This is a genomic window from Bradyrhizobium sp. R2.2-H (assembly GCF_004346455.1).
Lineage (GTDB): Bacteria > Pseudomonadota > Alphaproteobacteria > Rhizobiales > Xanthobacteraceae > Bradyrhizobium > Bradyrhizobium diversitatis.
In genome coordinates this window covers 184,202-208,859 of record NZ_SMBR01000008.1, presented here as the reverse complement: position 1 = coordinate 208,859, position 24,658 = coordinate 184,202, and the positions used below count along the sequence as shown (strand labels likewise).

The following is a 24,658-nucleotide window of genomic DNA, read 5'->3' as shown; positions in this document are numbered from 1 at the left end:
TCTCGACACCGCCCGCTTTGTCGCAAATGCGACAGGCTCAGACAGGCCTGTCAGGTGTCGGCGGACTTGCGGCGGACGTGGATGATGATGTCGAGCCGCGAGATCTCGTGGCCCGGCAAGGGCTCGGGCATCTGCGCAAGGACGAGCGTCTCGGGCACGTCGATCAGGACATCCTCGCCGTGAAGGTAGAAATGCGGATGCACCGACGTGTTGGTGTCGAAGAACGACCGCGAGCCATCCGGCCCGATCCGGCGCAACAGCCCGGCCTGGGTGAACTGGTTCAGCGTGTTGTAGACGGTCGCCAGCGACAGCTGGATGTTGGCATCCGCCGACTCGGCAAAGAGCATTTCCGCTGTGACATGACGATGTCCCTGGCCGAACAACAAATCTGCCAATAACAGGCGCTGGCGTGTCGGCCGCAGGCCAGCGTCGCGCAACCGCTGGAACGTGGAGCATTCACCGTCCCGGAGCACGTGGCACGCAGATGGCCCTTCGTCCGCCACGTCGACAAAAGACCTTTCGGAATACGCGTCCATGATCACCTCACGCCCGTTCGGGCGGCATCGACCCGATCGCTGTCGCCCCGCAAATAGTCCCGCCGGCGCTCGGCCATGCGGCTCTCGCCGTTCTCCTCGCCAAAACAGAGGTCGAAATCGTTGCACTGCGTGCAGACCGGCGTCGTGCACATCACGAAGCCGTCGTCCTCGCAGAGCATGCGATAGAAGAAGCGCTTCCAGCGCATATTCCCGGTATTGCGGGTCGCCAGTGGCGCGAAATGACGCGTCAGGAGACGCGACAGCTCGGGGCGTTCACGCAGCCCGAGATCTTCCCAGAGATGGTTCGGCTCCATCGCGCGCCGCGCCACCATCGCCGCCAGCCAACGGCCGACCTCGCCGTCGGTCGAGCGACGAGCGAGCAGAAGATCGCGCACCATGGCCGTCTCGTCGTCGACGCTCGCGTCGCCCCCGCCTGTCCAGGCAAACGCCCGGGCCGGCACGGATGGGAAACATTGCGCCAGAAGCGCATCGAGGTCCCGTTCAGGCAGGCCGACCCGCTCCGCGATCGGACCGCCGTCCATGACAGCTGCCGCCAGGACCGAAGCGAGCACGTGTCGATCGAAATCGTCGTCGTCACCAATGTCGGCTTCGGCCGGATCGCTACCGGTCAAGACGCGATAGACTTCTCTTCCAGCATGCGTGCCATCGGCGATGGGGCCCGCTGGCGATGTCGTTGCGATCATCACTTGCGCTTCAATCATGGAGGGGCTCCGCCGGTGATGCCGAAACGTGCCGGCCTCCCCGTTCAGGAAGGCCGGCACGATGGTCAGGCCGACATTGCCGCGAGCTCGGCAGCGGTCTTGCCGACGACGGTCTCGTCGACCGGCTTCATGATGCCGTGCTCCATCAGCATGTCCTCGAGCTCGTCCATCGTGATCGGGGTCGGGATGATACCCTTGCCCGCGTTGTTGTGGATCTTGTGCGCAAGCTTGCGATAGTGCTCGGCCTGCTGAGACTCCGGCGCATATTCCAGCACCGTCATGCGGCGCAGTTCCGCGTGCTGGACGATGTTGTCGCGCGGCACGAAGTAGATCAGCTGGGTGCCGAGCTTCTTGGCCATGGCTTCCGCCAGCTCCAGCTCCTTGTCGGTCTGCCGCTCATTGCAGACCAGGCCGCCGAGACGCACGCCGCCGGAATTGGCGTATTTCAGAATGCCCTTGGAGATGTTGTTGGCGGCGTACATCGCCATCATCTCGCCGGACATCACGATGTAGATCTCCTGCGCCTTGTTCTCGCGGATCGGCATCGCGAAGCCGCCGCAGACGACGTCGCCGAGCACGTCGTAGGACACATAATCGATGTCCTCATAGGCGCCGTTCTCTTCCAGGAAGTTGATCGAGGTGATGACGCCGCGGCCGGCGCAGCCGACGCCGGGCTCCGGCCCGCCGGACTCGACGCAGCGAATGTCCCGGTAGCCGACCTTCATGACGTCCTCGATCTCGAGATCCTCGACGCTGCCCGCGTTGGCCGCGAGACTCAGAATCGTGTCCTGCGCCTTGGCGTGCAGGATCAGGCGGGTCGAGTCCGCCTTGGGGTCGCAGCCGACGATCAGGATCTTGTGACCCATCTCGGCAAGCGCCGCGAGCGTGTTCTGCGACGTCGTCGATTTTCCGATACCACCCTTGCCGTAAAACGCGATTTGTCTCAGTGAAGACATGTTGCTCTCCATCAACCGATTGCCAATGACTCCGCGCTACTCGCGCGAGATTGCTTCTCTCTCAGAAGCGTGGGCCCGCGGGGTTCGGGAAGGAGAACATCGCTCGCCAGCGGCGTCGACGTGTTCTCAGCCCTCACTCGTTGTTGCTGTATCCAAATAGCAACTGGCGTGCCATTCGCGGCGCGTTCACTAAGACGCTGATCGCGCTCGCGAAATATTTCGACCCAGGCAGCCGACAGAAGCTGTGTCGAACCCTACAGAGGTAGGGCCTCTGTCAGAAACCGGACAAGGATCGCGGCGATTGCGGTGCAAACGCACCGCGATTTCCGCGGCGTGCACGCGGAACGGAAATTGCTAATCCACGAGGTGAAACAATTCGAGGAGAATGACGGATGCAGATCGGTGTCGAGACGGCCAAGGCGGTCGACCAGCGGCGCGTGTTCGTGGTCGACGAGGACGAGATCACCCGCGCGGCGCTCCAGTTCATGCTGCATGACGAGATCGAGACGCATGAGCTCGCCACGCCGGAGGAGGCCTATGAGAAGGGCGTGGACTGGCTGAAGCCCGACGTCGTGCTGCTTGGCGTCTCCTTCCTGAAGGCTCGCGGCCCTGCTCTGATCGGCGAGTTCGGCGCGAAGTTTCCGGGCGTGCGCATTCTCGTCGTCACCGACAAATCCGACGAGACCACCGCGGTCGAAGCAATGAAGGCCGGCGCCCATGGCGCCGTGGTGAAACCGCTGACCTTGGAAGGCGTCCGCAAGAAGGTGGACACCATCCTCGGGCGTGGCGGTGCTGCGCCCCTGGTCCAGCTCAGCATGATGAAATAGGAGCGCCGGCGTGGCGACCATCCTGTTCTACCAGAAGCCCGGTTGCGGGACCAACGCTCGGCAGATTCGCGCGCTGGAGGCGGCGGGACATCAGGTGATCGCGAAGAGCCTGCTCACCGAGCCGTGGACGGCAGAGCGTCTGCTCGCCTTCTTCGGTGCGACGCCCGTCACGTCCTGGTTCAACCCGGCCGCGCCGCGGATCAAATCCGGTGAGGTGAAGCCGGCAGAGATCGACGCAGCAGATGCAATCGCCTTGATGCTGGACGATCCCCTGCTGATCCGGCGTCCGCTGATCGACGTTGACGGCGCCAGATGCGCGGGCTTCGACCGTGAGCCGGTCCCATCCCTGCTCGGCGGCGAACGAAGCGACCTCGAGGGCTGCACTCGGCCGGAGGGGATGCCGCGTTGCGCGGAGCCGTGAGGCTCAGCTCCGCGCCAGCACCATCACCAGGCGGTCGACGCGCCGGCCCTGCGCGAGGTGCTGCTCGACAATCTCGTCGATGTCCTCCGGAGTCGTCGGCCGGTACCAGACGCCGTCGGGGTACACGACCATCAGGGGACCGGCGGCGCAGAAGCCGAGACAGCCCGATGCGGTGAAGCCGACATCAGTCAGCCCCTTCGCTTCAATGGCCTTGCCGAGCCGCTCCCACAGCGGCCCGCCGCCGGACGCTCCGCAGCTTCCGCGCGGATGGCTGGGAGGCCGCTGGGTGTGGCAGGCGAAGACGTGATGGCGATAGAGCTGCGGAAGCTCGAACTCCTCGGTCATTCCGTCGCTCATGACGCCGCCACCGCGACGCCCTTGTCGTTCAGCACTGCGGCCAGCTCGCCCAGCTTGAACATCTCGCGCACGATGTCGCAGCCGCCGAGAAACTCGCCCTTGACGTAGAGCTGGGGAATGGTCGGCCAGTTCGAGAACGCCTTGATGCCTTCGCGGATATCAGGGTCGGCGAGCACGTTGATGCCGGTGAAGGGCACGCCGAGGCCGTTCAGGATCTGCACGACGGCGCCTGAGAAGCCGCATTGCGGTGCAGCTGGAACACCCTTCATGAACAGCACGACGTCGCTGCCTGCGATGATGTCCCGGATGCGTTGTTCGGTCGGTTCACCCATGCTTCTATCCTTCCATATTCATTTCGGCACTGCCGTTTCGAGCGCGAGCGCATGCAGCGCCTCGCCCATCTGTCCCTTCAAGGCGGCGTAGACCATCTGGTGCTGCTGGATCCGACTCTTGCCGGCAAACGCCTGCGAGACGACGCGCGCGCCGTAGTGATCGCCGTCGCCGGCGAGATCGGTCACGATCACATGAGCGTCCGGAAACGCCTTCCTGATCAATTGCTCGATCTCCGGTCCTGCCATCGCCATGTTGCACACTCCTGCTCCGCGTCTGGTCCATGCAAGCGGCAAACCAGTTTCGGAACATGTGTGTTCAGAGGGACTTGCGTGCCCGGCGCCGCCGCGATGTCCGACTTGCGACAACGCCGCCTGCGTGCATGTCGATGACGTGACGAACGCCGACGGCTTCGCTCCGGACATTGCGACGATGGCTCGCAGCGGCTCCAAACGATGCGCTTTCGCGGCGTTTCTCACTCGGCCCGGCTTTTGCTTTGCAAGGTTGCATCCGTATTCCGATACGCCAGAAGAGGAACTCGAATTGTCTCGCACAGACTCCAGCAGATCGGGCTCCAGCAGATTGAGCGATCGGCGCCCAATCCCAATGATGGCGAACGTGCTCGTCGACTCCGACGGCATCAATTTCGGCGAGCTCGCACCCGAGATCGACTCGCTGCTCCAGCAGGGCGTGGTGAGCTACCGGCACGACCCTGTCGAGGCCGATCGGATCTTCCGCAAGGCCCTGGATGCGGCCCCGACCGAGCTCGCAGTCTATTTTTGCCTCTACAAAACCCACACCTATCGCGGGCGTCTCGACGAGGCCCAGAGCATCGCCGAGCGCGGGTTGCGCGAGGCCGCTCACCAGGCCGGCTGGAGCCCCGATTGGCGTCGCTGGCAGCCGCAGGCCGAGCTGCCGGACGGCGCCGGCCGCTTCGCGCTCTACACGTTGAAGGCGCTCGCCTTCATCCATCTTCGCAAGGACGAACGACAGCAGGCCCACGAACTGCTGGCTGCGCTGCGCCGGCTCGACCCGACGGGAACGGTCGGCTGGTCGGTCGTTGCGGCACTCGCCGAGGGACTCCAGTGAGGTGGCGATGACGACCACACAGCTTGCCGACAACGAGACGCTGATCGCGGGCATCGTCGCCGCGCTGCGGACGGTTCACGATCCCGAAATCCCCGTGAACATCTATGACCTCGGCCTGATCTACCGGATCGAGCCGAAGCACGACGGCCTCGTCGAGATCGACATGACGCTGACCGCGCCGGGCTGTCCGGTCGCGGGCGAAATGCTCTCGTGGGTGGAGAAGGCCGTCATCGAGATCGGCGGCATCGAGAAAGTCGCGGTGCAGCTGGTGTTCGATCCACCCTGGGACTCATCGCGGATGACCGACGACGTCAAGCTAGAGCTCGGCCTGCTCTAGCTGAACAACCAGAGACCCCATCAGGAGGATACAATGATCGAACTGACCGCCAGCGACGGAGCGAGCTTCTCCGCCTATCGTGCCGATCCCGCCGAAGCGCCCAAGGGCGCCGTGGTCGTCCTTCAGGACGTCTTCGGTGTCACGCCCGAGATCCAGAAGATTGCCGATGCATTCGCCGCCAAGGGCTACGTCGCGATCGCGCCATCCCTGTTCGACCGGGTGAAGCCGGGCGTCAGCCTCGGTCACGACCAGGACGGCAAGGCCGAGGGAGCCGCGATCAGCGCGCAGATCGCCAAGGAGCAGGCGATCTCGGATATCCAGTCGACGGTCGACGCTGTGAAGGACACCGGCAAGGTGGCGCTCGTTGGCTATTGCTGGGGCGGCGACCTCGCCTATTCCGCGGCGAACAAGGTCAACGGTATCGCCTGCGTGATCGGCTATGATGGCAGCAACACGGTCGCCGACTATCGCGAAAAGCGCAGGGTGCCGACCCTCCTGCACTTCTGCGAAAGCGATCCGGAGCTGCCGCTGGAGACCATCACCCAATTCCGCGCCTGGCGCCCCGACGTCAGCGCCTTCACCTATCCGGAGGCAGCCCGGGGCTTCGGCTGCGACGAGCGCGGAAGTTTTCGCGAGGACGCGGCGGCGAAGGCGCTGGAACGGACCCTGTTCTGGATCTCGCAATATGTCGAGGGACAGAAGCCGATCCTGCTGAAGAATGCCGGCGCATACGCCCAGGCCAAGACCGAGAAGAAGAAAAAGAAGAAGGAAAACGACGATCTCGGACCGCCGATGGATTGAAGGAGTCCCGCGCGATGATGCCGACGACAATTCTCATTGACGATGCGCCGCGCTGCGTCGTGCGGCCGACCGATACCAAGGACCTCAATCGTTTCATCCGCAACGGCAAGACCTTCCTGCTGGCCGAGAAACCGGAGGGCAAGATCACACACCGCTTGGCAAATGGTATCGAGATCGGCAAGTGGCAGAGCGGCCTTGCCCTGCACAAGGCGTGGGGCGGCGCCGAGGAGGAGTTCTTTGGACTGCCGCTGTCGGACTGACGCTGCGTCCTCTCAGCCGTGCCCGCCGCCGCGCGCATCATGCGGATTGCCGGCCTGGTTGCGCATCCAGTCGGCGAGCTTGGTAAGCGCGGCATCGAGCTCTGTCCGCGCCACTTCGTCGGCGACCGTTTCCCCCAGCGCGCCGCGCATGCACAGCAGCCAGGCGTCTCGCTCGACGCTACCGATCGGGAAACCCATGTGACGCTGACGCAGCCGCGGGTGGCCCTTCTCCGGCGAATAGAGCTTCGGCCCGCCGGTCCATTCGGTGAGGTATCGCTTCAGTACCTGCTTGGTCGACGTCAGGTCGTCCGCATGCATGGCGCGGATGCCGGCGGCTTCCGGAGCTTCGTCCATCCGGCGATAGAAGCTTTCCACCAGACGGTCGACGACAACCGGCCCGCCGATCCGTTCGAACATTGAAACAGTGACCACCGTATCGCTCATGCCGATGCCTGCTGTTGTACCTACTCATCCATGCTCGGCGACAGGATAACCTCCGCCGGCGCGCCGGGGCCTTGATCGGCGACAAATTCCAGCGTGGCGACGCGCGACAGTCCGTCGCCGCTGTCCATCAGCACCACGGCGTCCCCCGGGAGATCCTTGAGGCGATCGAGCAATTGCGCGACGGTCACGCCCTGCCCTCCTAATCCGGGTGGATCATGATGTCCATGGTCTCGTCATGGTCGTCGAAGGCGCCGAACGGACGGTCGTCCTCGACCAGCCGCTCGCCGCACAGGCAGACCTCGCCATCGACCACGGCAAGCGCGATGGGCTGGAGGCTCTTGCCGTTGCAGGGACCGTCGATGCAGAGCCCGCTATCGATCTCGAACGTGGCGCCGTGGCGACCGCATTTCAGGAACGCGCGGTCCTGCGTGAAGAAGTCACCACTGCCGATGTTGAGCCAGACACCGTCATGCGGACAGGCATTGACGTACCCGACATAGTCGTTGCCATGGGTCCGGATCACGACGATCGGGAACGGCCGGCTTTCGCCGGACACGTCGAAACGCGACAGGCTGAACGCTCTCGCGCCGCCGCGTTCGATCTCGTCGCTGGCGCAGATCACGAAGACGTCGATCTCTCTCGCTCCCATCGTCACTCCTCCAGCTGGTCAGGCCGCCGGCGTGGCCGCCTGCCTCAGCGCCGCCAGCTCTTCCCGTGTCAGCCGGAACACACCCCGACCGCCTGCAAGCGTCTGATAGACGTCGCCGGCCTTGTCGCTGAGAAAGTTGAACCAGGCCTGCGGCGTGAGGCCCTCGGGCCGCTCGCTGATCTCGACCACGGTGCCGTTCGGCGCAAAGCGCGTGTGAAGAATGAGCTTCTGCGTATCCATCATCCTGCTCCCGCGCTCAGATGCCCGACGAGAAGCCGAGCAGCTCGATCTTGACGTCCTCCGTGCCGAGCACGGTGGCCTGGCAGGCGAGGCGCGACTTCGACCCAACGCCGACGATGGTGTCGAGCTTCTCGTTTTCGAGCCGCGCGATCTTCGACAGCCCCTTGCGCCCCTCCTGCACGAAGATGTGGCAGGAGCCACATTTCGCCTGGCCCTCGCATTTGTGCGGGATCGCGATTTCGGCGCCGAGCAGCGCGGCCAAAAGTGTCGTTCCCTCGGAAACCTCGATAGTCTTGCCTGCGGGCAGAACGGTCAGTGTGGTCATGGTCGTCATCCTCTTTCGTTGGTGATCGGCTCTTCAGTAGATCGCCGCGCCCGCGCCCACGTTGATCGAGGCGTCCTTCATGGTCTCGACGATGAATTCGATCTGGCTGTCCGTCAGATGGGTGTGGAACGGCAGCGCGACCGCGCGATCGGCGATCTTCTCGGTCACCAGAAGGTCGCCGCGCCGGTAGCCGAGATCGAAATAATGCCGCTGCAAATGCAGCGGATGGCTGTACGCCGCAGCCTCGACCTGCTCGACCCGGAGATCCTCGGCAATGGCATCCCGGCTAGAGCGGGTGAAGCGCGTGCCCAGATGCACGAGATAGAGGAACCAGTTCACCTCCGTCACGTCGGGGGCGATATAGGGGGGCTTGATGCCCTCGAAGGACTGCACATGCGTCGCATAGAGCTGCTCGACCAGCCGGCGGCGCTCGATGATCTCGTCGATGCGCTTGAGCTGGGCGAGGCCAAGCGCGGCCGCGAGATCGCTGATCCCGGCTTGATAGGCAGCCGCCGAGCTCACCACGACCGAGGAGCGCTCGCTCAGCCGATGCGCGCGGTGACGGCGCAAGGTCACCGCGAGGTCGATGTCGTCGGTGACGACCATGCCGCCCTCGCCGCAGGTCAGCAACGAGGGCTGCGCGAAATCGAACACCGCGACATCGCCAAAACTGCCGACCAGCCTGTTCTTGTAGCGCGAACCGATCGCCTCGGTTGAATCCTCAAGCAGCAGGACGCTGTGCCGATCCGCGATGTCGCGCAGCTCCGACCAGGGCGCGGGATGGCCGTTGGTATTGGCCGCGAGAATGGCGCGCGTTCTGGGCGTGATCCGCTCCTCCACCTTCTGCGCCGCCAGCGTTCCGGACCAATAATCGATATCGGCGAACACGGGTCGTGCGCCGGCGAGGCTGATCGCATGCGCGGTCTCGCGGAAGGAATAGGACGAGGCGATGACCTCGTCGCCCGCGCCGATGCCGTAAGCCTTCAGCGCGAGCATGAGGCCAATGGTTCCGCTCGGCACCGCGATCGCATAGGCCCGACCGACATAGCTCGCAAATGCGGCCTCGAACTCTTCCGCGAGCGGACCGCTGGACAGCCGCGGCGAGCGCAGGACGGCGTCCACCGCCGCGATCTCCGCCAGCGTAACGTCGGGGTCGGAGAGCGGAATGAAGTCGTGGCCAGCTTCGACCGCGAGCTCGTCCGTCTCCGCAACGCCGTCATAGGCGAGAGCAGACTCCGTCATGACACGACTGCCCGCTTCGCCAGCACGATGCCGGTCGCGCGTGCCGGATCGTCGGTGATCGCGGCGCAATGATCGGCGCTGTCGAGCAGATGCAGGTCGAACGCCCCGAAGCTGCGGTATGGCGTCTCCGTCACGTCGGAGGCGTCGCAACGGATACAGGCAAGATGGGGGAATCTTTGCCGCAGCTCGACATAAGCCTGCGGCGCCGCATCCGAGGATGCCAGCACCTGCTCGATTTCAGCCAGTTCGATTGCTGCCAGCGACATCTTTCCAACTCCCGCTATTGCCAGAACACGCGCTCGGGATCGGCGTTCAGGACCTCCGTCGCCGACACGAGCCGCTGATGCACGCCGTGCAGCTTCCAGGACCCGGCCTCGTGATCCTTCCGGAACAGCTTCCAGTTTGCGCCCGCCGCGTCGTAATGCAGGAGCGCGACGTCGATGACACCGCCCTCGGCATCGATGTTCCGCGAGCAGCACGGACTCTCCACGAGATAGCCGCCGGTCACGCCCTTCACCACCGGCGAGACATAGCGATAGCGCTTGCGCGATCCGAGTGCGCGCTCGATCCGCCTGCGATCGAGCTCGTTGGGATGCGGGGGCAAGTGCATGTCCGGCTGTCTGAGTACCGCGGCGTTCATCGTGACATCCCTAGAGCGGACTGATTTCTTCCTCGAGGCAGCCGACCACCAGCCGCTCGCCGAACTCGACGAGATAGATCGGCAGGTTGGCGTCGGTATGCCTGCCGACCTGGACGATTTCCCCGGTACCGCCGACGCGGACGAGGAGACCTTCGGCCGGCGCATCCGGAAACGAGCCGTCATTGTGCAGGTCCACCGCCGCCTTCACGCGCTGGCCCCATTGATACTTCGGCAATCTGGGTTCGATCATCATGACACGGTCTCCGGCAGTGGAATGTCCTCGACCGCGTCGCGCGGGGTCACGGGGTCGAGCTCCTTGCGCTTCATCCCGACGCGGTTGCCGCTTTCGAGGAATTCGACGCCATAGATGTAGAACTGCTGCAGGAAGGTGCCGATCGAGACCACGTAGCCGATCTCGCCCTTCTTGGCGAGAATGTCACCGATCTCCTTGCCGGCATAGGTGCCATCGTTGCGAATGGTGCGTTTGGCGCGCACCTTCTCGCCGAAGCTGAAGAAGGGAGGCGCCGTCAGCTCGACCACGTCGCTGTCGCGGACGATATTGCTCATAGGGAGGCTCCCGTTCCTCGTTCCAGCCGCACCGCGACTCGCGATCGCGCGACTTCGCGCACCAGGCCGTCCTGGTCCTCGACGAGCCCCATGATCTCGCCGGCCGCAGCACGGCTCGCAACCTCGTAGCGGATGCGCCAGTCCGGATCGCGGCGCATCAGTGCCAGCAGCTCCGGCGACAGGCGCTGCGCGACGTCGAGCCGAACGGCGGCGTCGCGGTCGTTGATCATGCCGAGCAGCCATTCGTCCGGAATGCGCCGGGCCACGACGCGGCGAACCTCCGCCTCCTCGTCGCCGATCATCCGGCCGAGCAGCAGCGGCGCGAGCCTGCGCGCAACGACGAGACGGACGTAATAGTCATCGTCGGAGGCCATCGGCAGCAGATCATCGCCGTCGATCAGCGTCGCGACCCGCATCCGGACCTCGCGGTGCGGGTCCTTGCGCAATTGCAGCGCGTAGCGCCTGGGCAGGCGGCGAACGGCGTTCCAGCGTACCGTCTCGTCGACGTCGCCAAGCAACGGCGGAAGCAGGAACAGATTCGCAGACTTTGCGGCGATCGCGCGAACCTCGAAATGCGGATGGCCGAGATAGGCGTCGGCGAGACCCGTATTCCAGTTGAAGAAGCGATCGATGCGCCGCGCGTAGCGATCGTTGACACAGGCATGCTTGATCCGACAGCCGCCGGCATGGTTGAGCGCCAGATGGGCGCAGGCCGTGCAATCGATCTGCTGGCCCTGCCAGTCGAGGGCCTCGTCGATGTCGTCACTCATCGTCGCGCCCCATCCGCTCGAGCACGCCCAGCAGCACCTTGGCGCCGATCTTGTCGGTGGGATCGAGCTCCAGCAGCTTCTGGACCGCGAGCCGTCCCTCGTCGGTCTCGCCGAGGCGCATCTGCAAATAGGCGTAACCCTTCAGCGAGAACAGAAAGAAGCGCGGCAGAATGTTCTCGTAGCGGCCGAACTCGGCATCGCCAGCCCGCACGGCGCGCCAATCGGCGGGAAGATTGTTCTCCTGCGCCGCCTTGAGCAGGCAGCGACGGGCGACAGCGAGCGCCTCGGCGAGACGGCCCTTGTAGAAATAGAATCGATAGAGGCCGATCAGCACAGCGGCGTGGTCGGGCGCGAGCGCTTCGGCTTCACGCAGATGACGTTCCGCGATGTCGTCCAGGTGATAGGAAAGGCCAGCTTCCCACAAATGATGTTCCGCCTCGCTCGGCAGCCCGCGCCCGAGCAAGGCGCCGGTGACGAGCGCCTCGTTGATCTCGACCTGCGGGCTGACGAACGTGTCGGGCATCCTTGTCGCCTGTTCAATGATGTCCGCAGGAGACCTGCTTCGGATCGTGGAACACGAGCCCGGTTTGCGTTGCCGTATCCGCGAAATCGATGGTGACGCCGTCGAGCAGCAGCCGGCTCTCAGCCGGCAGGAACAGCTTGACGCCGTCACGCTCGACCACCGCGTCGCCGGCCTGTGGTTCGGTGCGCACGCTGATATCGGCGGCAAGGCCGGAGCAGCCGCCGGGACTGACCGCAAGACGGAAGCCGCTGCCCGCGCCGCCGTCGACGCGGAGCATCATGCGCATGAACTTCTGCGCCGCCGGTGTGATCGTGAAGTTCATCCCATCCCCCTCAAGCAGGCGCCTGGTAGCGCGGCAGTGACGTATCGATGACGCAGGTGTTGTCGACCGGGCACACCGCCACGCATTGCGGCTCGTCGAAATGGCCGAGGCATTCGGTGCACTTCTTGGGATCGATCACGAACGTCCCGCCCTTCTCGCGGATGGCGACGTTCGGGCATTCCGGCTCGCAGGCCGAGCAGCTCGTGCACTGCGAGGCGATGATCTTGAACGGCATCGGTCTCTCCTCAAGCAGCCGAAATCAGAGCGCCCTGGCGGATGGCGGCATCACCGCGCTCCACATGCTCGATCTCGCCGCTGTTGACCTTGTCGAGATAGGCCTTGAACCAGGCGATTGCGGATTTCTCGATGAACTCGTGGGCGTATTGGTCGACCGGCTCGATGCCGGCCTTGATCAGGTCGCCCTTCGGGCAGCCGCCGATCTTGGCGACAAAGACCGCATGGCAATCGTTGATGGCCCGGATGATGGTCTCCAGGCTGTCCTCCTCGCCGTAGCCGCCCCGGCAGTAGAGATCGACGCGGCGATGACCGACGAACTTCGCGCCCGCCGTGGAGAGCTCGTAGACCTGGAACTCCTTGGCGTGGCCGAAATGCTCGTTGATCAGGCCGGAGCCCTTGGTCGCGACCGCGGCGAGCACCTTGATGTCGCTGGACTTGCCAGCGAGCTCGGCAAGCTCCTCCTGCTTGGCGGCGACCTTGGCGATGCGTTCTTCCTCGACCTTCTCCTGATAGGCCTTGCGGGTGTCGGCGTCGTACTTCACCTCCATCGCCATGATCTTCTCGGTGGTGAACTCGGCGCTGCGGTCCTCGCCGAGCAGACCGACCGCGTCGGCGCGGCACTGCCGGCAATGCCGCATCATGTTCATCTCGCCCTCGCAGGAATCCTGCAGCGCCTTCAACTCCTGCGCGCTCGGGCCGCGCTGGCCGTTCAGTCCGAATACGGTGCCGTGCTCCGGCGCGGAGATCAGCGGCATGATATTGTGCAGGAAGGCGCCGCGTGACTTCACGGCCCTGTTGACCTCGACCAAATGCTGGTCGTTGATGCCGGGGATCATCACCGAGTTGACCTTGCAGAGGATGCCGCGCTCGGTGAGCATCTCCAGGCCCTGGAGCTGCCGGTCGGTCAGGATCTTGGCGGCTTCATAGCCGGTGTAGCGCTTGTGCTTGTAGAAGATCCAGGGATAGATCTTTGCGCCGATCTCGGGATCGACCATGTTGATGGTGATGGTGACGTGGTCGACATTGTATTTCGCGATAGTGTCGACATGATCGGGCAGCATCAGGCCGTTGGTCGACAGGCAGAGCTTGATGTCCGGCGCCGTGTTGTAGATCAGCTCGAAGGTCTTGAACGTCTTTTCGGGGTTCGCCAGGGGATCGCCGGGGCCGGCAATGCCGAGCACGGTCATCTGAGGGATGGTGGAGGCCACCGCCAGCACCTTCTTGGCGGCCTGCTCGGGCGTCAGCTTCTCGCTGACCACGCCGGGGCGCGATTCGTTGGCGCAGTCGTATTTTCGATTGCAGTAGTTGCACTGGATGTTGCAGGCCGGCGCGACCGCGACGTGCATGCGCGCGTAATGATGATGCGCCTCTTCGCTGTAGCAGGGATGGTTCTTCACCTTCTCCCAGATCTCCGTCGGCAGATCGCCCTGCCCGGCCTGCGATCCGCAGCTCGCCTTGCCGCTGCCGCCGCTGGTGCCGCAGCCCTTGTGCTCGGCGATGGCCTGCATGATCTCGCCGACATCGGCACCGTTGCCATTGCTGCTCGCGTCGTGTTGCGCTGAAACGTCCATGTGCTCAGTTCTCCTTGCAGGCCGAACGGATTTTGCGGGACCCGGATTTCGAGAAACGTCCTAAGAGTGGTTCTAGAAAGGTATTAGCAACCCGCATGCCACCGTCGCGTCGACGACTTTCCTGCCTTGCTTCAAGGAGTTAGAGCTCGTGCGAAAGAATGTCGGGTTGCCAACGCATGTTGGAAAGGTGACAGACGCGACATGGTCGACGAGACGCGTCGATCAACGCGCGATCTCCGCGCGAAGACTTCTCGCGCGGAGATCACCAGATCAGCAACTCGATGAAGGGTCAGCCCGCCAGCACGATCTCTATGGCGCGCGGAAGCGGGATGGCGAGCGGGGTCAGACCCTGGCTCACCAGGAAGCGCAGTTCGTTCTTCGACAGCGCGTCCGGCTCGACGACTGCATAGTGCGTGTCCGCGGAGCGCTTCGACACCTGTCGCGCATAGGTGCGCAGGAGCTGATCGTTGAAGCGGCAGCCGAGGAACAGGAAGCTGCGGCCGGTGCGCCGCGCCTTCACCTCGTCCGGAATCGGGGTTTGGATGTCGATCTCGGTCAAGACCTCGACATAGTCGGCGTCGGAGATCAGGAAGTTCTTCGCCGGCGCGACGCTGCCGTGGGGCTTGTAGAGGATCGTGGTCCAGTCCTTGGCCCGGGCGCGGTCGGCTTCCTGGCCGGTGGCATCGTAAAACCGGTACCAGCGGTCCTCGCCGATGCCGGCGCGGGTGATGCCCTGGATCTCGCCCCAGTCGTCCCGAACGGCCAGCGCCGTGCGCATCGCGCCATCGTACCAGCTATCGACGATCAGGGGGAGCGGCAGCGTGGCGAGATGCCGATGCAACGATGTCGGCGCGACCGGCGTCGCAAAGGCCTCCGACATCAGGGCCGTCACGGTGGCGCGATGCCGCGTGCTCTCGATGTGCTGCGCGGCAGCCCAGGCGTTGCCCCTGGCCCGCCGCGGCAGCGCAACCTTGCTACCGAGAAATGCCGCGAGACCTTCCGGATTCATCGGCACCCTTGGCACGGACAGCTCGGTCACGCCAGTTCCAAGATAGGGAATGACGCTGCCACTGCGAAGCCGCCCGACAACCTCGCGAAAAATCGCCTCGGCATCGGCCGGATTGGCGAACTCGATCTGGGGGACCGGCGCGTTCATCACTCGTCTCCCTCGCCGCCACGCTTCTTGGCGTTGATCGTGATCGGCAGGTTGGTATCGGCAGCCATCTGCGGCAGATCGAGCACCCAACCGTTCGCGATCCGGATCCAGCCGCCCCACAGCGTCTCGTGCTCGGCTTCCACGATCGGCTCCTCGAGATCCTTCTTCGGCACGTAGATCGACAGGCCGGTCTCCGGCGAGCGGCGAATCATGACTTTCATAGGCTCATCTCCGCAGGACGAGAGGTGTCGCTCGCGCGCTCTTGCCACGAAGGAGACAATGCTCTCAGTTTCGAAAGGATCTCGGGCAGGGCCAGCAGGACCCGGTCGACCTCTTCGGCCGTGGTCTCGCGGGACAGGGAGAAACGGATCGCTCCGCGCAGCGACGCGGCGGGCACATGCATCGCCCGCAACACGTGTGACGGCTCCATCGAACCGGAGGCGCAGGCCGATCCCAGCGAAGCGGCAATGCCGGCGCGGTTCAGATGATGGATGATCGCTTCGCCTTCGACATGCTCGAAGGCGATGTTCGAGGTGTTCGGCAGCCGGCTCTTGAGGTCGCCCAGAACCATGCAGTCACCGAGCCGCAGGATACCCTGCTCCATCCGGTCTCGCAGAGCGGCGATCTCCGCCCGCTCCCGTTCGAGCTGCGCCGCCGCAAGCTCGGCCGCCTTGCCGAGACCAACGATGCCGGGAACGTTTTCGGTGCCGGCGCGGCGGCGACGCTCCTGCGGACCGCCCAGGATCAGCGGCTTGAAGTTCGTTCCCTTGCGCACATAGAGCGCGCCGATGCCCTTCGGACCGTGCAGCTTGTGGCCGGACAGCGAGAGCATGTCGATCTCGCTCGTCTTGAGATCGATCGGAAGCCGTCCGACCGCTTGCACCGCATCGGTATGAAACAGCGCACCGGCCGAACGCGCCATCTTGGCGAGGAATTCGACTGGGAAGACCGTGCCAGTCTCGTTGTTGGCCCACATTACGGACGCGATCGCGGTGCGTGGTCCCAGCGCGCGCCGAAAGGCCTCGATGTCCAGGCGGCCACGCGTATCCACGGGGATGAGGTGGCTCTTGATACCGCGGCTGCCCAGCTCTTCGACCAGCGACAGCACGGCAGGATGTTCCACGGCGGTGGTGACGATCTCGTCCCGTCCGTCCTGCACGGCAAGCGCCGACAGGATCGCCGCATTGTCCGACTCGGTACCGCCCGAGGTGAAGACGATCTCGTGGTCGAAGGCGGCGCCGATCAGCGCCTGCACGCTGCGCCGCGCCTCCTTCACCGCCCCGGCGACGTCACTGCCGAAGGCGTGAGTTGAAGATGCGTTGCCGAACTGGTCGGAGAAGAACGGTAGCATCGCCGCGACGACGGAAGGATCCGTGCGGGTCGTCGCGTTGTTGTCGAGGTAGATCGGCCGCACGGAACCCCTCTCCTCAATGGCGCGCTTTGGCCGCTCCGGCGACGGGAATCAGGCGGACGAACTCGCCGAGCCGTTCGATCAGCCGGGCCTGAATACCCTCGAGGGTCGCGCTCGCCAGCTTGCAGAACACGCAGGCCCCGGTGAGCCTGACCATGATCTTGTTGCCATCGATCTCGAGCAGCTCGCAATCGCCGCCGTCGCGCTTGAGATTGGGCCGGATCTCGTCGAGCACGGCGCAAACGATGCGTTCACGTTCATTGGGTTCGGCGGCCGGCAACTGCTTATGGTGTTCGGATTCGACGAGCATTTCACATTCTCTTTCTTGCAGATCGACGACGAGCGCCGTTCAGCTGAACGACTTGCCGCAGGAGCAGCTCGATTTGGCGTTGGGGTTGTCGAAGGTGAAGCCGGAGCCCTCGAGCGCCACGACGAAGTCGATCGTGGTGCCGTTGAGATGCTCGTGGCTTTGGTTGTCGACGAAAACCTTGACGCCACCACGTTCAATGACGGTGTCGTCGGGCTTGGCTTCCTCGGCGATGCCCATCATGTATTTGAACCCGGCGCACCCGCCGGTCTCGACCATGATGCGCAGGCCGCTCGCCGGCTGCGCTGCCGAGGAGATCGCGGTCTTCACCGCATTCACCGCGCTGTCCGTCAGGTTGATCATTGCTCGCCCTCGCTGTCTGGGTCTGTTGCAATCAAGGGATCGCAAGTCCCGTGCCAGAACGCACAGGCCTGAAATTGCTGCATTTTCGTTCCGCTACCTGGCTGTTGCCTTTGCGACGCTTGTCGGGTTTGCGACAGACGGCGTTGGCGGCGCGTGGCACGCGGAATGGCAAGGCGATACCGGAGCGGCGCGCTGCGGTCGCGCAGGACCGTCCGGATTGCCGCGGCATCTACACTTTCGGCGCATAAGCAGGCAGGCGGCAAACTCCTTGCATAAGGGCCATTGAAAGCCCTCGCGGCGTCCAGACGGACGCGCGGCAGACGCAACAAGGAGACATTCATGACGTCGATCGACAACACCGCCCTTGGGCGCCTGGACAAGGAGGGCCGGCTCCTGAACGCGGTACTCAAGGGCGACACCACCAAGCCAGGGCGCTTCGGCTTTCGCGGCGACATCGCGCTGAAATTCCAGGCCCAGGTCGCCGACGAGAAGCGTCCGCCGGATTATTCGATCGAGCAGGTGCTGACCGTGGCGCAGGAGGGCGAAGAGACCATCCCGGTGCTCGCCGGCTACCTGCATTCCTATGCCTATCTCGCCGACGTCGCCAAGGTGCTGGACGGCGCGTTGAGCCCGAAGGGCAGCTACTTCATGTTCTGCAACAACATCGACCTGCTCGCGAAGTACCGCACCAGGATCGGGGACATCGAATTCCGCATCCTACCGTGCGACGAATCGACGGTGTGGAAGGAGATGATGGACCTCGCCGGCGTGGACAAGAACGACATCAAGAAGCTCGATACCGCGGGCAAGCTCGACTATCTGCTCGATGTCGCCAGGGAGCTCGACGGCTCCTATACCGAGATCTCCTTCGAGGACGGCGTTGCGAAGATGGAGCCGGTGAAGAACCGCAACGAGAACCGCCCGGTCTGACCCATCGTCGTCAGACCTCTTCCTCGCAGGCCGTCTCGTCGTCCTCCACCAGCGTCACACCGGTCACGCAGATCTCGCCGTCGAGCACGGCGAGCGCGATCGGCGTCAGGCTCTCGCCCTTGCATGGCCCGTTCACGCAAGTACCGGTTCCGAGTTCGAAGGTCGCACCGTGCTTGCCGCACATCAGCCTGGTGCCGTTCCCGTCCAGGAACTGGTTGCGCTCCCAGTCCAGGTTCACCCCATTGTGCGGGCAGCGGTTGAGATAGCCGAACACCTGCTTGCCCCAGCGCACGATCACGATCGGCCACGGCCGCGGCGTTCCGTCTTCGCCGACGATCATGAGATGAAAGCCGATCGCCCGCTGGCTCGGGATGTCGTTGAAGGCGCAGATCGCATAGGCGGTATTTTGGTCCATGCTGTCCTCGTTCGCGGTCGGATCGTCCGAACAGTGCAAGAATCGCGCTAGGCCGGAGACCTGACGTGGATCGCGTCACGTCAGAAATCCGACATGCGACAGCCTTGTCGCCAGCCGGTTCAGCATGGCGAGCCGATTGCACGCCGTTTCCCCCAAATTCTGTGGCGGCGCAGCTCTTGGCGCGCTCGCGCGAGCTGGCATGGAAATTGATGCTGTTCAGCCAGGCCCCCTCGGCATGGAGAAAAAGATGAACGTCGCGTCTGAATTCGCCGCCTGCTCGGAAGACGAGATCAAGGCGTTGCTCGATGGCGGCACGCTGACCGTCTATTCGGTCGCGCGCCCGGTCACAGCCGATCGGCCGGTGGATCGCAGCGCCGTCCTCGCCACGTTCAAGTTCGCGACCCCGGCTTTCAGCGGCGACGCCGGCGTGAACTTCGCGGCCAATCCGGTGCCGGCCAGCAGTGTCGGCACACCCGGCTTTGCGCGAGCCTGCAAGGCCGACGGGACCGTCGTAGCGGACTTTTCCGCCGGCCCCGGCCCGCGCGAGATCAAGTTCGTCGAGGTCTCCTGCTCGCAAGGTGCGCCCGTGAAGATCATCGCGTTCAAATTCATCGCCGAAGGCGGCTGGCCGGAACGGCCCGATTATTACGATGCCCACCCCCGCCCTGGCTTTGCCATGCCGCTGGTGCCGTGATGGCGATCCTGGTCAAGACCACGCAGGACGGCCGCAAGCTCGAGGTCGTCGGACTCGCGATCACGCTCGGCGGCAAGCTCGAAGCGAACGAGCTGATCGAAGTGAAGGATCACCCCTATCGCCGCGCGATCCGTGCCGCCGCGCCGGAGGCGACCCACATGGCTGGCCGCGTGCCCCTGACGCGCGAGGAAGCCGAGATCGTGCTCGCCGCATTCAGGCAGGCGGAAGCCGACATGCTTGCCAATCCCGTCGCCATCCACGAGCGTTTCCGCATCGCCGCGATGATGAAGTCGCGCGAACAGGGGATCGAGTAAGGCGGATCGCGGCTTCGCTCGCGCGTCAGTTCAACGCGTGCCGGCGCCGGCGATAGCCGCCGGCTTCGCCGACCTCGAACATGGCCCCGATCCCGGGATGGCTGACCGGCTCGCCGGAATCATCGGGCTCGAGGTCGCGTTCCGCGATACAGGCGACGTAGGGGATGTCATCGTCCTCGGCGAACAGCCGGTAGACCAGACCCGTCGTCGCCTCGTCGGGCTCCGGTTCGCCATCCGTGCCGGCGAGCGATGTGTCGACATCGAAGATGACGCCCCGCATCGCGTAGAGCCGGTGGCGGATCACCTGACCGATATTGTACCTGGCGAACTGAGTCTTGCTCATCGCTGGGTCCGGCACGGCGTTCAAGCCGCCGCGGGGGCGTGGGTCTGGCAGTTGGTCGGACAGACTCGCGCGCAGGCGCCGCAGCCGATGCAGGCGCCGTCGTCGTTCATCACCATGACCTTCTTCTCGACCTCGTCATCGTCGTCATCGAGGTCGATCATCTCACCGTCCTCGTTGATGCCTTTGAGCGTCATGACCTCGCGGCCGCAGACCTTGTAGCAGCGGCCGCAGCCGATGCACTTCTTGGCATCGATCGACACCAGGTAGTCCGGCTTCCAGTCGCGGCCGTCGCGGGTTGCGTAGGACATGGTCGGGATCCGGTTATGCCTTTTCCAGCGTCTTGAGATCCTCGCGTTTCCGCTCGAGCTCGGCGAAGGCGTCGTGCGCCTTCTGGGCCACGCTCAGAATCGAGGTCCAGTTGATCGGCAGCTCCTCCGACAGGTCGTGGAGATCCATCTTGGCCTGCGTGGCCTTGGCCGACAGCTTCTTGATCTCGGCCTTCAGTGTTTCAAGGTCGCTCATGCTCCAACCTCAGTAATTCGCCACATCGGGAAACTTGCGGATCATCTCGACCCCGCCTGCGACGTACTTGTCGCCCTCGGACGCAAGCTTGGCGAGATTGTCGAAACCAAACCGGTGCACGTCGCGCAGCTGCTTGTTGACGACGATGAGCCGCCCACCGATCAGGACCAAGCGGCCGAAGCCTTCATGGTGCATCTTCAGCATCGGCGAGATCATCACGCCGGTCGCTTTCTCGATCGAGAGCGCGACGGCGTTGAAGAACAGCTCCATGCGCCAGATCGTGTCCGGGTCGGGATCGCCGACGATCGGCAGCGCACGGCGCTTCTCCTTGTCGAGGATGTAGGGCTCGAGCAGGTCGAGATCCTTCTTGCCCTCCCAGGCGCCATGGGTGTCCTGGGCCCGCCAGATCTTGACGAGCTCCTTGACGAACGGCGCCTCGGCCGCGTTGTCGGGTTGGATCAGTTCAGCCGCTTCAGTCATGGCGGTTCCCTTCAGTCCTCGAAATCAAAGCTGCGTTCCTGTCCCTTGGCGAGCACTTTGCGCAGCCACGGCGGCGGCGAGCCCTTCAGCACGTCCTCGAGCTTGACGCAGAGATCGTCGATCGCCTCGGGCTGCGTCACCTTCATCGGGTGGATGTTGTTGGCGACGACCCGCGCCGCGCCCGAGCCGCCGATCGCGGCGACGTAGAGGATCGTACAATCCTTGATCGCCTCGATCTTCGGCGCCAGCTTGTCCTCGTTGCCGTCCTCCTTGAGGTCGCCGTCGAACTGGATGGCCTCGACGAAGCGATGGCCGTCCGGATTGACGTCGTAGATGGCGATGTTCTTGGCCCAGCCGAAATGCGCATCGACGCGCTTGAGATCCTGGGTGGCAAAGGCGACTTTCATCGATCTGGTCTCTCTTGTTGCATCAGTGCAGTTGCGGCGGGACGACCTGGAGGCCGCTGTCCGTGGTCCGCCAGGTATCGGGTGTCGGCTGATGGTTGGCTTCGCGATCGGCGATGACGAGATTGGCAAGATCGAAGATCAGACCGCGCGTGCCGCGGTAGCCCACCGACAGCTGGTGCCCGGCGCCGAGCCGGTCGAACATCGGGAAGCCCGCACGGTAGAACGGGATCTTCAGGCGCGAGGCCGCCTGACGGCCGTGGGAATGGGTGATGAGGAGATCACAGTCGCGCGCCTTGGCAAGCTCTTCCAGGTCTTCGAGATCGCCGATCAGGACCTCCTGCGTCTTGATGCGCTCGAGCACCGGCGAGGCGGTCGTAGTCACCGCGGCCGCGACTTCGGCGCCCATCTCGTGCAGCATGCTGGAGAGATCGAACAGCAGGTCCGGCTCGGCGCCGATCGCGAGCTTGCGCCCGCCGATGTGGAAATGCGTATCCAGCATCGCGTCCGCCAGCTGGCCGCGCTGGCGGCGGTACTTCGCCGGCACCGGCCTTCCGCTGATCTCGCTGAGGAAGGCGATGAACTCGTCGTTTGGGGCAAGGCCGCAGAGCCGCTCGAACAGGCGGAACGGCACGCCCGCCTTCTGCTGCATGGCTTCCGCCGCGCGCCTCATCTGCGCGCCGATCGCGATGGTCCAGGCTGCCTTCCCCATGGTCGCGATCTCGTCGACCCCGATGCCGCCGATCGTGGTGGGCGTGAATTCATCGGGGATATGACCATCGAGCGAGCCGGCAAGGTCCGGCAGGAAGGACGGCTTGAGGCCGAAATCCTCGATGATGGTGCGCAGCTCGTCGAGATCGCCGGGCGTGAGATGGCAGCCCGGCAGGACATTCACGCGCGCCGCATCGCGCGCGGCCCCGGCCTCGACCGGATCGACCAGCACCTCGACCATGCGTGCGACGGTCTTTTCCCAGCCGTCCTGGAATGCGTCCTTGAAATCAGGCGTCGCGACATAGACCAGCGGGAATTTCTCGAGTTGCGGATGCTTCTGCCGGATCAGGCGGATGAAACCCTCGACGTCGTCTCCCTTGGTCTCGGTGACGCCGGTCGAATTGATGCCGATGATCTCCGGCTTGGTGCGGTTGTAGATGTTGAGGATCGCCTGCTCGACGTTCTCATAGCCGCCGAGCACGGTCGCGACCTCGCTCATCGCGGTGGTCTGCATCGGCACGGCTTCCTTGAAATGCCGCACGAACAGCGTCAGCCCGAACGAGGTGCAGCCTTGCGAGCCGTGCAGCAGCGGCATCGCGCCGCGCAGGCCCATGAAGGCAAAGGAGCCGCCGATCGGCTGGCTCATCTTGAGCGGATTGACCGAGCAGGCCTTCTTGGAGGTGGTGACGATGGCCATCGGGACGCCCTACTCCGCCGCCTGCAGCACAGGCGCAGGCTGCGCCGCGAGGATGTCCTCGATCCGTCCCTTGCAGGCGCCGCAGCCGCCCGAGGCGTTGGTGTGCTCCTTGACCGCGTCGACGGTGGAGAGGCCGTGCGCAGCGATGGCATCCTCGATGGTGCCGAGATCGACCGTCTTGCAGTGGCAGATCTTCCTGGCGCGCCGGGTCTCCTCGGCGCGGACCGGATCGGCGGCGATCTCGGCGGCCTGCGCATCCATCTGCGCCATCGCCTTCGTCTGCCAGTTTATGCCCGCTTCGTCCCATGGCGCGGGGCGGCGGAGTTGCGCCCACATCGGGTTGTAGAGCGCCTTCTCGATCTGCTCCATCAGCGTGACCATGCCGATATAGCCCATGTAGGCGTGGCTGCGCTCCTGGTTGATGTCGAGCCAGGGCATCGCCGCCTTCAACGCGACGAACTGCGACTTGCCGCCGGAGAGCATGATGTCGGCCCGCGCGTCCTTCAGCATCTTGTACATTTCGCGCGGCGTCATGTCCTCGATCATGTGGGCGTCCTGCCCCATCAGCTCCTTGATCCGCTCCTTGTCCTCCTTGGTGGACTTCTTCACGGAGGTGCCGACGATCTCGAGGCCCGCCTCCTGGAGTGCCGCAACCACGGACCACGACTTCACGCCGCCGGTGATCAGCAGCACTTTCTTGTCCTTGAAGCGCGGCTTGAAGCGCTCGATGGCGGCCCAGGCCTTGGCCTCCTCCCGCGCGATCACCGCCTCGGTGCGGTCCATCAGCTCGGCCGGGGCGCCGCGCTCGATCAGCAGCCGCGCGATCTCGCGCAGCGAATCGCTGGAATCCTGGATGCCGTAGAAGGAGCCCTCGAAGTACGGGATGCCGTAGCGCTCCTCCATTTTGCGGGCGACGTTGATCATCGCCTTGGAGCACACCATCATCGCGGCCCTGGCCCGATGCGAGTAAGCCAGCTCCCGGTATTTTCCGTCACCGGAGATGCAGGAGAGGATGCGGATGCCGAGCTCGTCCAGCAGCGGCTTGACCTGCCAGAACTCGCCGGACAGGTTGTACTCGCCGATGATGTTGATGTCGTAGGGCGTGGTGTAGTCGGGCTCCTCGGTGCCGATCACATGATCGAGCAGCGCTTCGCCGGCCAGCTTGTTGCCGAGGTTCTTCGGACCGACGAAGCCGGGCGAATTGACGGGGATGACAGGCTTGCCGAACTTCGTGGCCGCCGCCTTGCAGACCGCGTTGATGTCGTCACCGATCATGGCGGGAACGCAGGTCTGGTAGACGAAGATGGCCGGCGGATCGTACTTCTCGATGACCTCCTTGATGGCCTTGTAGAGCCGCTTCTCGCCGCCGAACACGATGTCGGTCTCGTTCATGTCGGTGGTGAAGCTGCGCCGCCAAAGGTCGGAGCCGGATGACGCGCTGCCGCGATTGTCCCAGGAATTGCCCTCGCAGGCGATCGGACCGTGGACGAGATGGGCGACGTCGGTGAACGGCTGCAGCGCGATCTTGGCGCCGTCGAAGGCGCAGCCGCCGGCGGCCCCACCCGGCTGCAGCTGCTTGGTACAGCCCTTCTTGCGCTCGGCCTCCGTCTTGTTGGCATTCTTGCCGCAACCCGGCTCGTTGAAGACGTCCTGGATGGTGGCCGACAGCGAGCTCATGCGTCTCTCCTATCCTCTGACCCGCTGCGCGAGCCTGCCGCCCCGCAGTCTCGATCGCTCTGGCTAGA

43 protein-coding genes are annotated in these 24,658 nt (G+C 64.4%); 9 read left to right on the top strand and 34 right to left on the bottom strand.

All coding sequences use genetic code 11. The features are described 5' to 3' along the window. Positions 1 to 50: 50 nt before the first annotated feature. The 3 genes from irr to nifH form a co-directional block, all read right to left on the bottom strand. Positions 51 to 536 carry a Fur family transcriptional regulator Irr gene (gene irr, locus EDE08_RS21780; protein ID WP_131870855.1) on the bottom strand — a complete coding sequence of 162 codons (486 nt, stop codon included), beginning with the start codon at positions 534 to 536 and terminating at the stop codon, positions 51 to 53. A 2-nt stretch (positions 537 to 538) separates the two neighbouring features. Continuing rightward, positions 539 to 1,258, bottom strand: a complete 720-nt coding sequence (locus EDE08_RS21775) for a nitrogen fixation protein NifQ (RefSeq protein ID WP_131870854.1) — start codon at positions 1,256 to 1,258, stop codon at positions 539 to 541. A 65-nt stretch (positions 1,259 to 1,323) separates the two neighbouring features. Further along, positions 1,324 to 2,214 (bottom strand): nitrogenase iron protein, encoded by an 891-nt coding sequence (gene nifH, locus EDE08_RS21770; protein ID WP_061026969.1) that lies wholly within the window; start codon positions 2,212 to 2,214, stop codon positions 1,324 to 1,326. A 392-nt stretch (positions 2,215 to 2,606) separates the two neighbouring features. Between nifH and EDE08_RS21765 the strand changes: the two genes are divergently transcribed. After that, positions 2,607 to 3,041: a response regulator gene (locus EDE08_RS21765; protein WP_131870853.1), complete on the top strand. Its 435-nt coding sequence runs from the start codon at positions 2,607 to 2,609 to the stop codon at positions 3,039 to 3,041. A 10-nt stretch (positions 3,042 to 3,051) separates the two neighbouring features. Further along, positions 3,052 to 3,462 (top strand): ArsC/Spx/MgsR family protein, encoded by a 411-nt coding sequence (locus EDE08_RS21760; protein ID WP_131870852.1) that lies wholly within the window; start codon positions 3,052 to 3,054, stop codon positions 3,460 to 3,462. Positions 3,463 to 3,465: 3 nt separating this feature from the next. On the opposite strand, the gene EDE08_RS21755 is transcribed toward EDE08_RS21760, so the two are convergent. Genes EDE08_RS21755 through EDE08_RS21745 form a run of 3 tightly spaced genes read right to left on the bottom strand, consistent with a single transcriptional unit; the run spans position 3,466 to position 4,403 of the window. Beyond that, complete coding sequence (locus tag EDE08_RS21755; protein WP_061026941.1) at positions 3,466 to 3,819, bottom strand: (2Fe-2S) ferredoxin domain-containing protein; 354 nt, start codon at positions 3,817 to 3,819, stop codon at positions 3,466 to 3,468. Beyond that, positions 3,816 to 4,151 carry a Grx4 family monothiol glutaredoxin gene (gene grxD / locus EDE08_RS21750; RefSeq protein WP_131870851.1) on the bottom strand — a complete coding sequence of 112 codons (336 nt, stop codon included), beginning with the start codon at positions 4,149 to 4,151 and terminating at the stop codon, positions 3,816 to 3,818. Before grxD ends, EDE08_RS21755 begins: the two co-directional genes overlap by 4 nt. An 18-nt stretch (positions 4,152 to 4,169) precedes the next feature. Beyond that, positions 4,170 to 4,403 carry a BolA family protein gene (locus EDE08_RS21745; RefSeq protein WP_131870850.1) on the bottom strand — a complete coding sequence of 78 codons (234 nt, stop codon included), beginning with the start codon at positions 4,401 to 4,403 and terminating at the stop codon, positions 4,170 to 4,172. A gap of 355 nt (positions 4,404 to 4,758) precedes the next feature. Here EDE08_RS21745 and EDE08_RS21740 point away from each other — a divergent pair, with 355 nt between their 5' ends. From EDE08_RS21740 to EDE08_RS21725, 4 genes are read left to right on the top strand one after another with little or no spacing between them, the layout of a single operon-like run. After that, entirely contained in the window at positions 4,759 to 5,238 is a 480-nt protein-coding gene (locus tag EDE08_RS21740; RefSeq protein WP_131871022.1) for a hypothetical protein, read from the top strand. Positions 5,239 to 5,245: 7 nt separating this feature from the next. After that, the gene (locus EDE08_RS21735; protein ID WP_131870849.1) at positions 5,246 to 5,575 is read left to right on the top strand and encodes an iron-sulfur cluster assembly protein; all 330 of its coding nucleotides are present in this window, start codon (positions 5,246 to 5,248) and stop codon (positions 5,573 to 5,575) included. 33 nt (positions 5,576 to 5,608) lie between these two features. Further along, positions 5,609 to 6,376, top strand: a complete 768-nt coding sequence (locus EDE08_RS21730) for a dienelactone hydrolase family protein (RefSeq protein WP_131870848.1) — start codon at positions 5,609 to 5,611, stop codon at positions 6,374 to 6,376. Between the two features lie 14 nt (positions 6,377 to 6,390). Further along, positions 6,391 to 6,636: a hypothetical protein gene (locus tag EDE08_RS21725; protein ID WP_131870847.1), complete on the top strand. Its 246-nt coding sequence runs from the start codon at positions 6,391 to 6,393 to the stop codon at positions 6,634 to 6,636. A 12-nt stretch (positions 6,637 to 6,648) separates the two neighbouring features. Here the strand turns inward: EDE08_RS21725 and EDE08_RS21720 are convergent, their stop codons facing one another. The 20 genes from EDE08_RS21720 to EDE08_RS21630 all read right to left on the bottom strand — a co-directional run bounded on the left by EDE08_RS21720 (position 6,649) and on the right by EDE08_RS21630 (position 17,403). After that, positions 6,649 to 7,080 carry a group II truncated hemoglobin gene (locus EDE08_RS21720; protein ID WP_131870846.1) on the bottom strand — a complete coding sequence of 144 codons (432 nt, stop codon included), beginning with the start codon at positions 7,078 to 7,080 and terminating at the stop codon, positions 6,649 to 6,651. 20 nt (positions 7,081 to 7,100) lie between these two features. Next, a complete protein-coding gene (locus EDE08_RS38520; RefSeq protein WP_165936086.1) occupies positions 7,101 to 7,268 on the bottom strand; it encodes a hypothetical protein in 168 nt (55 codons plus the stop codon). 11 nt (positions 7,269 to 7,279) lie between these two features. Next, entirely contained in the window at positions 7,280 to 7,729 is a 450-nt protein-coding gene (locus EDE08_RS21715) for a Rieske (2Fe-2S) protein (protein WP_131870845.1), read from the bottom strand. An 18-nt stretch (positions 7,730 to 7,747) separates the two neighbouring features. Further along, a complete protein-coding gene (locus EDE08_RS21710) occupies positions 7,748 to 7,969 on the bottom strand; it encodes a hypothetical protein (protein ID WP_207913062.1) in 222 nt (73 codons plus the stop codon). 16 nt (positions 7,970 to 7,985) lie between these two features. Beyond that, positions 7,986 to 8,294, bottom strand: a complete 309-nt coding sequence (locus tag EDE08_RS21705) for a 2Fe-2S iron-sulfur cluster-binding protein (RefSeq protein WP_061026965.1) — start codon at positions 8,292 to 8,294, stop codon at positions 7,986 to 7,988. A gap of 33 nt (positions 8,295 to 8,327) precedes the next feature. Next, positions 8,328 to 9,536 (bottom strand): DegT/DnrJ/EryC1/StrS family aminotransferase, encoded by a 1,209-nt coding sequence (locus EDE08_RS21700; RefSeq protein WP_131870843.1) that lies wholly within the window; start codon positions 9,534 to 9,536, stop codon positions 8,328 to 8,330. Then, entirely contained in the window at positions 9,533 to 9,802 is a 270-nt protein-coding gene (locus EDE08_RS21695; RefSeq protein WP_131870842.1) for a DUF6129 family protein, read from the bottom strand. Before EDE08_RS21695 ends, EDE08_RS21700 begins: the two co-directional genes overlap by 4 nt. A gap of 14 nt (positions 9,803 to 9,816) precedes the next feature. Next, positions 9,817 to 10,176 carry a DUF3024 domain-containing protein gene (locus EDE08_RS21690; RefSeq protein WP_131870841.1) on the bottom strand — a complete coding sequence of 120 codons (360 nt, stop codon included), beginning with the start codon at positions 10,174 to 10,176 and terminating at the stop codon, positions 9,817 to 9,819. Between the two features lie 10 nt (positions 10,177 to 10,186). Then, positions 10,187 to 10,426, bottom strand: a complete 240-nt coding sequence (locus EDE08_RS21685; protein ID WP_061026964.1) for a nitrogen fixation protein NifZ — start codon at positions 10,424 to 10,426, stop codon at positions 10,187 to 10,189. Next, positions 10,426 to 10,743, bottom strand: coding sequence for a nitrogen fixation protein NifZ (locus EDE08_RS21680; protein WP_131870840.1), 318 nt, complete (start codon positions 10,741 to 10,743; stop codon positions 10,426 to 10,428). Before EDE08_RS21680 ends, EDE08_RS21685 begins: the two co-directional genes overlap by 1 nt. Beyond that, complete coding sequence (locus EDE08_RS21675; RefSeq protein ID WP_131870839.1) at positions 10,740 to 11,513, bottom strand: 4Fe4S-binding leucine-rich repeat protein; 774 nt, start codon at positions 11,511 to 11,513, stop codon at positions 10,740 to 10,742. Before EDE08_RS21675 ends, EDE08_RS21680 begins: the two co-directional genes overlap by 4 nt. After that, entirely contained in the window at positions 11,506 to 12,036 is a 531-nt protein-coding gene (locus EDE08_RS21670; protein ID WP_131870838.1) for a tetratricopeptide repeat protein, read from the bottom strand. The genes EDE08_RS21675 and EDE08_RS21670 overlap by 8 nt, the downstream gene beginning before the upstream one ends. Positions 12,037 to 12,049: 13 nt before the next feature. Continuing rightward, the gene (locus tag EDE08_RS21665; RefSeq protein WP_061026928.1) at positions 12,050 to 12,358 is read right to left on the bottom strand and encodes a HesB/IscA family protein; all 309 of its coding nucleotides are present in this window, start codon (positions 12,356 to 12,358) and stop codon (positions 12,050 to 12,052) included. 10 nt (positions 12,359 to 12,368) lie between these two features. Continuing rightward, positions 12,369 to 12,593 carry a 4Fe-4S binding protein gene (locus tag EDE08_RS21660; RefSeq protein ID WP_025037807.1) on the bottom strand — a complete coding sequence of 75 codons (225 nt, stop codon included), beginning with the start codon at positions 12,591 to 12,593 and terminating at the stop codon, positions 12,369 to 12,371. Positions 12,594 to 12,603: 10 nt separating this feature from the next. Further along, complete coding sequence (gene nifB / locus EDE08_RS21655; RefSeq protein ID WP_165936085.1) at positions 12,604 to 14,166, bottom strand: nitrogenase cofactor biosynthesis protein NifB; 1,563 nt, start codon at positions 14,164 to 14,166, stop codon at positions 12,604 to 12,606. A gap of 289 nt (positions 14,167 to 14,455) precedes the next feature. Beyond that, positions 14,456 to 15,322: an SIR2 family NAD-dependent protein deacylase gene (locus EDE08_RS21650; protein ID WP_131870837.1), complete on the bottom strand. Its 867-nt coding sequence runs from the start codon at positions 15,320 to 15,322 to the stop codon at positions 14,456 to 14,458. Beyond that, positions 15,322 to 15,543, bottom strand: coding sequence for a putative nitrogen fixation protein NifT (nifT, locus tag EDE08_RS21645; protein ID WP_061026926.1), 222 nt, complete (start codon positions 15,541 to 15,543; stop codon positions 15,322 to 15,324). Before nifT ends, EDE08_RS21650 begins: the two co-directional genes overlap by 1 nt. Further along, positions 15,540 to 16,736 (bottom strand): cysteine desulfurase NifS, encoded by a 1,197-nt coding sequence (nifS, locus tag EDE08_RS21640; RefSeq protein WP_165936084.1) that lies wholly within the window; start codon positions 16,734 to 16,736, stop codon positions 15,540 to 15,542. Before nifS ends, nifT begins: the two co-directional genes overlap by 4 nt. Positions 16,737 to 16,749: 13 nt before the next feature. Beyond that, on the bottom strand, positions 16,750 to 17,043 hold the full coding sequence (locus EDE08_RS21635; RefSeq protein ID WP_131870835.1) for a NifU family protein: 294 nt from the start codon (positions 17,041 to 17,043) through the stop codon (positions 16,750 to 16,752). Positions 17,044 to 17,082: 39 nt separating this feature from the next. Further along, a complete protein-coding gene (locus EDE08_RS21630) occupies positions 17,083 to 17,403 on the bottom strand; it encodes an iron-sulfur cluster assembly accessory protein (RefSeq protein WP_131870834.1) in 321 nt (106 codons plus the stop codon). A gap of 339 nt (positions 17,404 to 17,742) precedes the next feature. On the opposite strand from EDE08_RS21630, the gene EDE08_RS21625 reads away from it, so the two are divergent. Next, on the top strand, positions 17,743 to 18,333 hold the full coding sequence (locus EDE08_RS21625; RefSeq protein WP_131870833.1) for a hypothetical protein: 591 nt from the start codon (positions 17,743 to 17,745) through the stop codon (positions 18,331 to 18,333). A gap of 10 nt (positions 18,334 to 18,343) precedes the next feature. Here the strand turns inward: EDE08_RS21625 and EDE08_RS21620 are convergent, their stop codons facing one another. After that, the gene (locus tag EDE08_RS21620) at positions 18,344 to 18,748 is read right to left on the bottom strand and encodes a Rieske (2Fe-2S) protein (protein WP_131870832.1); all 405 of its coding nucleotides are present in this window, start codon (positions 18,746 to 18,748) and stop codon (positions 18,344 to 18,346) included. Positions 18,749 to 18,995: 247 nt separating this feature from the next. Between EDE08_RS21620 and EDE08_RS21615 the strand changes: the two genes are divergently transcribed. Together EDE08_RS21615 and EDE08_RS21610 are read left to right on the top strand one after the other, a co-directional pair. Beyond that, positions 18,996 to 19,442: a hypothetical protein gene (locus EDE08_RS21615; RefSeq protein ID WP_131870831.1), complete on the top strand. Its 447-nt coding sequence runs from the start codon at positions 18,996 to 18,998 to the stop codon at positions 19,440 to 19,442. Further along, positions 19,442 to 19,756, top strand: coding sequence for a hypothetical protein (locus tag EDE08_RS21610; RefSeq protein ID WP_061026921.1), 315 nt, complete (start codon positions 19,442 to 19,444; stop codon positions 19,754 to 19,756). Before EDE08_RS21615 ends, EDE08_RS21610 begins: the two co-directional genes overlap by 1 nt. Before the next feature lie 25 nt (positions 19,757 to 19,781). Here the strand turns inward: EDE08_RS21610 and hspQ are convergent, their stop codons facing one another. From hspQ to nifE, 7 genes are read right to left on the bottom strand one after another with little or no spacing between them, the layout of a single operon-like run. Next, positions 19,782 to 20,099, bottom strand: a complete 318-nt coding sequence (gene hspQ, locus EDE08_RS21605; protein WP_131870829.1) for a heat shock protein HspQ — start codon at positions 20,097 to 20,099, stop codon at positions 19,782 to 19,784. Positions 20,100 to 20,119: 20 nt separating this feature from the next. Beyond that, positions 20,120 to 20,407 carry a ferredoxin III, nif-specific gene (fdxB, locus tag EDE08_RS21600; RefSeq protein ID WP_131870828.1) on the bottom strand — a complete coding sequence of 96 codons (288 nt, stop codon included), beginning with the start codon at positions 20,405 to 20,407 and terminating at the stop codon, positions 20,120 to 20,122. A 13-nt stretch (positions 20,408 to 20,420) separates the two neighbouring features. Continuing rightward, positions 20,421 to 20,621 carry a CCE_0567 family metalloprotein gene (locus EDE08_RS21595; RefSeq protein ID WP_028137114.1) on the bottom strand — a complete coding sequence of 67 codons (201 nt, stop codon included), beginning with the start codon at positions 20,619 to 20,621 and terminating at the stop codon, positions 20,421 to 20,423. Between the two features lie 9 nt (positions 20,622 to 20,630). Further along, a complete protein-coding gene (locus tag EDE08_RS21590; protein WP_131870827.1) occupies positions 20,631 to 21,101 on the bottom strand; it encodes a NifX-associated nitrogen fixation protein in 471 nt (156 codons plus the stop codon). Between the two features lie 11 nt (positions 21,102 to 21,112). Further along, positions 21,113 to 21,508 carry a nitrogen fixation protein NifX gene (gene nifX / locus EDE08_RS21585; protein ID WP_131870826.1) on the bottom strand — a complete coding sequence of 132 codons (396 nt, stop codon included), beginning with the start codon at positions 21,506 to 21,508 and terminating at the stop codon, positions 21,113 to 21,115. A 22-nt stretch (positions 21,509 to 21,530) separates the two neighbouring features. Beyond that, positions 21,531 to 22,913, bottom strand: coding sequence for a nitrogenase iron-molybdenum cofactor biosynthesis protein NifN (gene nifN / locus EDE08_RS21580; protein ID WP_131870825.1), 1,383 nt, complete (start codon positions 22,911 to 22,913; stop codon positions 21,531 to 21,533). A gap of 9 nt (positions 22,914 to 22,922) precedes the next feature. Then, positions 22,923 to 24,590, bottom strand: coding sequence for a nitrogenase iron-molybdenum cofactor biosynthesis protein NifE (gene nifE / locus EDE08_RS21575; protein ID WP_131870824.1), 1,668 nt, complete (start codon positions 24,588 to 24,590; stop codon positions 22,923 to 22,925). Between the last annotated feature and the right edge of the window lie 68 nt (positions 24,591 to 24,658).